9 protein-coding genes are annotated in these 7547 nt (G+C 69.2%); 8 read left to right on the forward strand and 1 reads right to left on the reverse strand.

What is annotated here, in order from left to right; all coding sequences use genetic code 11:
• From M6444_RS19945 to M6444_RS19965, 5 genes are all read left to right on the forward strand, one after another.
• Positions 1 to 248 (forward strand): LPXTG cell wall anchor domain-containing protein (locus M6444_RS19945; protein ID WP_298331435.1); only part of this gene is annotated, 248 nt, incomplete at its 5' end.
• A gap of 104 nt (positions 249 to 352) precedes the next feature.
• Positions 353 to 1078 carry a DUF5819 family protein gene (locus tag M6444_RS19950; RefSeq protein ID WP_298331437.1) on the forward strand — a complete coding sequence of 242 codons (726 nt, stop codon included), beginning with the start codon at positions 353 to 355 and terminating at the stop codon, positions 1076 to 1078.
• Positions 1075 to 2160 carry an HTTM domain-containing protein gene (locus M6444_RS19955; RefSeq protein ID WP_298331440.1) on the forward strand — a complete coding sequence of 362 codons (1086 nt, stop codon included), beginning with the start codon at positions 1075 to 1077 and terminating at the stop codon, positions 2158 to 2160. The genes M6444_RS19950 and M6444_RS19955 overlap by 4 nt, the downstream gene beginning before the upstream one ends.
• A gap of 11 nt (positions 2161 to 2171) precedes the next feature.
• Positions 2172 to 2960, forward strand: a complete 789-nt coding sequence (locus M6444_RS19960; protein WP_298331441.1) for a DUF5819 family protein — start codon at positions 2172 to 2174, stop codon at positions 2958 to 2960.
• On the forward strand, positions 2957 to 3955 hold the full coding sequence (locus M6444_RS19965; RefSeq protein WP_298331443.1) for an HTTM domain-containing protein: 999 nt from the start codon (positions 2957 to 2959) through the stop codon (positions 3953 to 3955). Before M6444_RS19960 ends, M6444_RS19965 begins: the two co-directional genes overlap by 4 nt.
• Before the next feature lie 85 nt (positions 3956 to 4040).
• Here the strand turns inward: M6444_RS19965 and M6444_RS19970 are convergent, their stop codons facing one another.
• On the reverse strand, positions 4041 to 5336 hold the full coding sequence (locus tag M6444_RS19970) for a glycosyltransferase family 4 protein (protein WP_298331445.1): 1296 nt from the start codon (positions 5334 to 5336) through the stop codon (positions 4041 to 4043).
• A gap of 164 nt (positions 5337 to 5500) precedes the next feature.
• Between M6444_RS19970 and M6444_RS19975 the strand changes: the two genes are divergently transcribed.
• From M6444_RS19975 to M6444_RS19985, 3 genes are all read left to right on the forward strand, one after another.
• A complete protein-coding gene (locus tag M6444_RS19975) occupies positions 5501 to 6283 on the forward strand; it encodes an electron transfer flavoprotein subunit beta/FixA family protein (protein ID WP_298331447.1) in 783 nt (260 codons plus the stop codon).
• Positions 6284 to 6306: 23 nt separating this feature from the next.
• The gene (locus tag M6444_RS19980) at positions 6307 to 7263 is read left to right on the forward strand and encodes an electron transfer flavoprotein subunit alpha/FixB family protein (protein WP_298331449.1); all 957 of its coding nucleotides are present in this window, start codon (positions 6307 to 6309) and stop codon (positions 7261 to 7263) included.
• A gap of 18 nt (positions 7264 to 7281) precedes the next feature.
• Positions 7282 to 7547: aminotransferase class V-fold PLP-dependent enzyme (locus M6444_RS19985; RefSeq protein ID WP_298331451.1), on the forward strand; the 266-nt coding region annotated here is incomplete at its 3' end.

Consider the following 7547-nt stretch of genomic DNA (forward strand, 5'->3'; position numbering starts at 1 on the left):
AGGTGGACGGGACCGAGGTGGACGGGACCGAGGTGGACGGGACCGAGGTGGACGGGACCGAGGTCGACGGGACCGAGGTCGACGGGACCGAGACCGACGGGACCGAGGTCGACGGCGAGGGCGACGGCGCCCTGCCCGACACCGGTGCCGGCTCCAGCCAGCTGCTGATCATCGGCCTCGGGCTGATGTTCGCCGGCGGCATCGCCGCCTACGCGGTCACCCGCAGGCGTGGCCTGAACCAGGTGTAGCCACGGCTGCACGTGTTCGTCGATGACCGGTGGGTCTGCGGCCTACGGGCGCGGGCCCACCGGTTCGGCATGTGCGCGCAGTGTCGGACGTGGAAGGCGATCGGATGCAGGAAACACGCCCCCTGTGGCTCAAAGTCGTCGCGGGCATGCTCGGTGCGTTGCTGTGCGGGCACCTGGCGCTGACGGCGGTGTTCGTCGGGCCGGCCAACGCCGCCAAGGAGAGCCTGTCGACGTCGTTGTCGTCGTACATGGAGCCGTTCTTCCAGCAGAACTGGAGCCTGTTCGCACCCACCCCGATCAGCGTGGAGTATTCGCTGTGGGTGCGCGCCTGGTACGACGAGGACACGCCCACCGAGTGGGTCGATGCCACTCAGACCGAGATCGACGGCAACATCCTCCACAGCCTGGCCCCGTCGCGCGCCGGGATCGTCTCGCGGCGCCTGGCCGGCTACATGCGCAAGCAGTACCGCGAGATCACGCCGGCCGAACGGTCCATCCTGGCCGACCACTACCCGACGCAGGCGTGGGACCGGATGCGGGAGCGGATGACCGCTCTGGACCAGCACAGCTCCGACGCTCGAATCTCCTACGTTCTGCGCCTCGACCGCGCGATGGCCGCCTACGCGACACAGTTCGCGTGGGCCACCTGGGGTAGGGACGGCATCAACTTCGTCGAGGTCAAGATCGTGGAGACCCGCGCGCCACAGTTCGAGGACCGAGGCGGCGAGCCGAGCGTGACCGAACGTGAATTCGGCCGTCGTCCGCTGTACCAGTACGACGGGCAGGACAGCGCGGCCTTCACCGCTGCCATCAGGAGGTTCACCTCGTGATCAAGCGGATGTACGGCACGGCGCGAGACCGATTCGCCGCTCGCGTGGACGCCGGGGAGGAATGGCTGCTGGGCCGGCGGCGCGCGACGTACGGCATCGCGGTGATCCGGATCATCTTCGGCCTGACCGCCATGTGGTTCCTGCTCGCGAACTGGAGCAACCGGCACTACCTGTGGGGCGACGCGGCGCAGTGGATGTCGCCGCTGGACCGCAACGGCAACTTCGGCTGGCCGTTCACGCTGTTCGCCGGAGGGAGCGCACCGACAGAACTCACCGTGAAACTGCTGGTCGTCTTCGCCTTGGCCGCGGCGTTGACGCTGGGATGGCGGACCCGGATCGTGGCACCGCTGCTGCTGATCTGCTGGGTCAGTCTCATCGAGTCGAACCCGCTCTACGGTGACCAGAGCGACAACATCTTCCGGATCCTGCTGATCTATCTGTGCTTCGCCGACCTGTCCGGCCGCTGGTCGCTGGATGCGCGCCGCCGGGCCCGCGGCTCGAGCGGGCCATCGTGGCTGCGTCATCGCTTCACCGCAGCTCGCCGCAACGCCGCCATGCTGGCGACGTTGTTCCACAACTTGGCCGTGTTGGCCGTGGCGGTCCAGATCTGCATCATCTACGTCGCTTCGGCGATGTACAAGATCCAAGGTGATCACTGGCAGGACGGGACGGCCGTCTACTACCCGATGCAGGTCGGCCACTACCGGCCCTGGCCGTTCCTCAACGACCTGCTGACCTCCAACTCGTTCGGCGTGCTCGCCGTCACCTACTTCTCGGTGTTCATCCAGCTCTTCTTCCCGCTCATGCTGCTGCGCCGCACGACGCGGGTGCTCGGGCTGGTGGGCGTGCTGGCCATGCACATGGGGATCGCGGTGGTCATGGGGTTGCCGTTCTTCTCGTTGTTCATCATGGCCGGTGACCAGGTGTTCGTGCGCGACCGCACGTATCAGTCCATCGCGAAGCAGCTGCGTGCGGCCTGGCTGAGCCGCCGGCTGCGGCCAGGGCGTCGGGAGGCTGTCGCTCCTGCGAGCGAGGTCGGCGAGTCCGAGCGCCCACGTGGTGCCGAAGAACTCATCTACTAGCCTGTCCTCCCGTGTCGGACGAGAGCGCGCTCAGGCCGGCCGACGCCGAGCGCAACACTGGCCCGCCGCCGCTCGCCAAGGGGCTCGCATTCTTCCTGGTTGGCTTGGTGGGCTTGCACTTCGCTGCCACGTTCCTCTGGAACGCGCCGACCAATCCGATCAAGGAGTCCGTGGCCTCGGACGTCGATGCCTACATGCGTCCGTTCTTCGAACAGAACTGGAGCTTGTTCGCGCCCAATCCGATCAACTCCGAGGACGAGCTGTACGTGCGCGCCCAGGTCGCCGACATCCAGACCGGCAACCTCGAGATCACCGAATGGCGCAGCGCGACCCAGCTGGAGTGGACGCTGGTCCGCGGCAACCCGGCGCCATCGCGGGCCAGCCGAGTGTCGTCCAACCTGAACCGGCGCGTCAGCTCGGCGTGGCGTGCCCTCACCGACGAGCAGCAGGAGATCGTCGCCGACAACTATCCGGACATGCCCGATTGGAACCCGCTGGCCGACGACCTCATCGAAGCCCAGGGTGGCGAGACGTCGTCGCGCGTGGCCCGCATGGTGCGAGCCGACCGGGTCGCGACCGGTTACGCCACCCAGTTCGCGAAGGCGATCTGGGGCGAGGGCGTGGAGGCGGTCCAGATCGAGCTGCGCCGCACGCCGGTGCCTCGATGGGACGAGCGCATGGAGCCCGAACCGGAGTCGCCATCGTTCACCACCCGTGAGTTCGGCTGGCGCCCGGCACTGGTCGACCCTCGCCAGGACGAGGACCTGTTCGCGAACACCATCGAAGGACTGCGCTCGTGATCGGCGCGGCTGTTCGGGCGGTGACCGCCGCGTTCGGACGCACGCTCGACGCGGGGGAGCGCTGGTTGTTCGACGGCAAGAAGGCCACGTACGGCCTGGCCGTGATGCGGATCCTCTTCGGCGTCATGATCCTCGGCTCACTGATCGCCAGCTTCGCCGACCGGCACTACATCTGGGGCGCGGGCTCGCGCTGGCTGACGCCGTGGCTGACCGTCGACCAGTACGGTGCCCCGTTCACCTGGGTGTTCACCGAGGACGACCCGCCCGCGGTCTTCACGTTGAAGTATCTGGCGCTGGCCGCGCTGGCGGTCGCGCTGATGCTCGGCTGGCGGACGCGGTTCGTGACGCCGGTGCTGCTCATCGCCTTGGCGTCGCTGATGCGGCTGAATCCGCTGGCCGACCATGCCGGCGACAATCTCGTGCGCATCATGTTGCTGTTCATGTGCTTCGCCGACACGGCGAGGCGCTGGTCCCTGGACGCCCGGCGGCGCCGCCGGCCGGAGCATCGCCCGTTGGTGCCGGCGCCGCCGTGGCTCGGGACCCTGGTCCACAACGTCGCGCTGATCGCGGTGGCCGCGCAGGTGTTCATCGTCTACATGACCTCTGGGCTGTCCAAGGTCCAGGGCGACATGTGGCAAGAAGGCGTCGGCCTGTACTACCCGCTGCAGATCGCCCAGTACGCGCCGTGGCCGGGGTTGAACGAGATCGTCTACGCCAACGGCTGGTTCGTCACGGTGGGCAGCTACGTGACGGTGTTCGTCCAGGTGCTGTTCCCGTTGCTGTTGTTGCGGCGTGGCACGCGGGTCGTGGCGCTGCTGCTGATCTTCTCGATGCACGTCGGTATCGCGGTGACGATGGCGTTGCCGTGGTTCTCGCTGGCGATGATCGCCGCCGACGCAGTGTTCATCCGCGACGTGACGTATCAGGCCGTGGCGCGCTGGTTACGGCGAGCGCGGCGCGAACCCTCAGCCGAACAGGCGGACGTGGCACGCTGAAGTGCTCCACAAGTCGGGCATTTCTGGCGCGTTTGGTCACTTTCGCGTTGCCACGCGGTACGCGCGGGCGTGCCACGTGCGCGCGTCAGAGGAGGTCGCCGCGGGCACGGCGCCACGCCTGCCGCACCGACTCCGGCCGGTCGGCCAGGATGTTGCCGTCGACTGCGGGTGCCGGACGCGGTCGCGGTGGGCGCGGATCACGGCTGGCCGCGGCGTAGACCTTCTCGGTCTCGCGAGCCACGGCGGACCAGACGAAATCGCGGGCCGTCCGCTCGTGCGCAGCGCGGACCAAGCGCTCGGCCAGCCCTTTGTCGTCCAGCAGCCGCAGCGCCGCGCTGGCGAGACTGTCCGGATCGCGCGGCGGCACCAGCAAGCCGGTGACCTCGTGCTCGATGACTTCGCGTAGCCCGCCGCTGTCGCCGGCGATGACCGGTGTGCCGGCGGCAGCCGCCTCGAGTGCGACGATCCCGAACGGTTCGTAGGAGCTGGGCACCAACGCGACGTCGGCGGCGCCGAACAGCGCGGCCAGCTCCGGCTGGTCCAACCGGCCGGGGAACTGGACGACGTGGTCGATCTGCAGCCGCTGGGCCAGGCGGCGGAGGTTGATCTCCTGGCTGCCCGCACCGGCGAGGACCAACCGGGCGTCGTGATGACGCTGACGAATCCGGGCCAGCGCCTCGATGCAGATGTCCGTGCCCTTCTCCCACTCCAGCCGGCCGCCGAAAACCAGCAACGGGGTCGTGGGCGGGATGCCGAAGCGCTCGCGCATGGCCTGACGCGCCTCCGGGGTGGTGCGCCAGGCAGACTCGTCGACGGCGTTGAGGATGACGGTGAGATCCTCCGGAGGGACGTCGAAGGCTGCGGACGCCTCCACCCGCATGGCCTCGGAGCACACGATGGTGCGCGTCGCCTCGGCGACCAGCCACGCCTCGATGTCATGGCGGGCGCGGGAGAGCGGCGTGGACAGCCAGCCGTCCCACAAACCGGCCTCGGTGGCGTGAATGGTGGCCACGAGTGGGCGGTCCATGGCGCGAGCGACGTTGATGCCGGCGTGCGCGTCGACCCAGTCGTGCGCGTGGACCACGTCGGGTGACCAGGCGCGCGTCAACCGATGAGCCGCCCGGATCAGGCTGGTGTTCAAGGCGAGGACCCACGGTACGAGGTCTTCGGGCTTGTCCGGTCCGGCCGGTGGGTCGGGGCGGACCCGTAGCACCCGGACGCCGCGGACGTCCTCGTCGTCCGGTGCGTCCTCGTGCGCCTGCGTGACCACGGCGACGTCGTGTCCGTCGCCGACCAGACCTTCGGTGAGCCGGTGGACGTGGCGTCCCAGGCCACCGTAGATCACTGGCGGGTACTCCCACGACACGACGAGGACGCGCATCGCGTGATGGTCTCACAGCATGGCACCCGCGGCGTAGCGTCGAGGTACATTTCCCGTTTGCGAGCCTGTGACACGTCGCACGTCGAAGGCGGTAGCGAGCGCGGTTACTGATGCGTAACCTTTGCATGTCTGACCGCACCCGAGTTGGAGGTCACCGCCCGGCCATGAAGATCGTCGCCCTGGTCAAGCACGTCCCCGACGCCACCGCGGACCGGACGTTCACCGAAGCCGACCACACCACCGATCGCACCGGCGTCGACGGGTTGCTCTCCGAGCTCGACGAGTACGCGGTCGAAGAAGCGCTCAAGATCGCCGGGACCGGAGACGCCGAAGTCGTGGCCCTCACGATGGGCCCGGCCGGCGCCTCCGATGCGCTGAAGAAGGCGCTGCAGATGGGCGCCGACGCGGCCGTGCACGTCCTCGACGACGCCCTGCACGGCTCGGACGCGCCCGCCACCGCCCGGGTCCTCGCCGCCGCCCTGACGAAGATCGGCGACGTCGACCTCGTCCTGACCGGGATGGCCTCGACCGACGGCGGTATGAGCGTGGTCCCGGCGATGCTGGCCGAACATCTCGACCTCGCCCACGTCGGGCTGGTGGGCGAGCTGTCCGTCGACGGCGACACCGTGCGCTGCCGCCGCGACAACGACACCGCCGCCGAAACCGTCGAGGCGATCCTGCCGGCCATCGTCTCGGTCACCGACCAGATCAACGAGCCGCGGTATCCGTCGTTCAAGGGCATCATGGCGGCGAAGAAGAAGCCCGTCGACACCTGGTCGCTGGCCGACCTCGACATCGACCCGGCCACGGTCGGGCTCGCCGGTGCCTGGTCGGTCGTGCACGCCGTCACCAAGCGTCCCGAGCGCACCCAGGGCGAGATCGTCACCGACGACGGCGAGGGCGGTATCGCGCTCGTCGAGTACCTGGCCGCGCAGAAGTTCGTCTGAGAACCCGAGGGAGCATGACTTCGATGGCAGAGATCCTCGTTCTCGTCGACCACGTCGACGGAGACGTCCGCAAGACCACCACCGAGATGCTCACGATCGCGCGCGGGGTGGGCGAGCCGTCGGCGGTCTTCCTCGGTTCTGGGTACGACGCGGCGGCGAGCACCCTGGGCCGCTTCGGCGCAGCCAAGGTATACGTCGTCGACACGCCCGAGCTGGACGAGTACGTCGTCGCGCCTAAGGCCGAAGCGCTGGCCACGGTCGCCGCTGCCGCCGAGCCCGCAGCGGTGCTGATCCCGTCGAGCCCGGAGGGCAAAGAGATCGCCGGCCGGCTGGCGGTGAAACTGGGCGCCGGCCTGATCACCGACGCCGTCGACGTGACCGCCGGCGACGACGGCTTGACCACCACCCAGGCCGTGTTCGCCGGCGGGTACACCGTGCAGTCTGCCGTCACCCACGGCACGCCGATCATCACGGTGAAGGCGAACTCCGCCACGCCCGAACCCGCCGAGGTCACCCCGGTGGCCGAGCCCGTCGAGGTCACGATCTCCGAGCAGGCGCGCAAGGCGCGCATCGTCGAGCGTCAGCCGCGCGCGGCCACCGGGCGTCCCGAGCTCACCGAGGCCAGCGTCGTCGTCTCCGGTGGGCGGGGCACCGGCGGCGATTTCGGGCCGGTCGAGGAGCTGGCCGACGCTCTGGGCGGCGCGGTGGGCGCCTCGCGCGCGGCGGTGGACTCCGGCTGGTATCCGCACGCCTACCAGGTGGGCCAGACCGGCTCGACGGTGTCGCCGCAGCTGTACGTCGCTGCGGGCATCTCCGGGGCGATCCAGCATCGCGCCGGCATGCAGACGTCGAAGACCATCGTCGTGGTCAACAAGGACGCCGAAGCGCCGATCTTCGCGATGGCCGACTTCGGCGTCGTGGGCGATCTGCACACCGTCCTGCCGCAGGCCACCGCCGAGATCACCAAGCGCCGCAGCTGAGGCATAGACTGGCCCTCGATGTCTGAGAGCCGGGTGTACCTCGATCACGCGGCGACGGCGCCCGTTCTCCCCGAGGTGATCGACGTCGTCGCTGCCACGATGGCGACTCTCGGTAACCCGTCGTCGCTGCACACGTCCGGCCGCCTCGCCCGCAAGGTGGTCGAGGAATCGCGCGAGTCGGTCGCGGCCGCGCTGGGCGCCCGCCCGGGCGAAGTGATCTTCACCTCCGGCGGCACCGAGGCGGACAACCTCGCGGTCAAGGGCATCTACTGGGCCCGGCGTGC

Source organism: Haloactinopolyspora sp., assembly GCF_027324685.1.
Classification (GTDB): Bacteria; Actinomycetota; Actinomycetes; order Jiangellales; family Jiangellaceae; genus Haloactinopolyspora.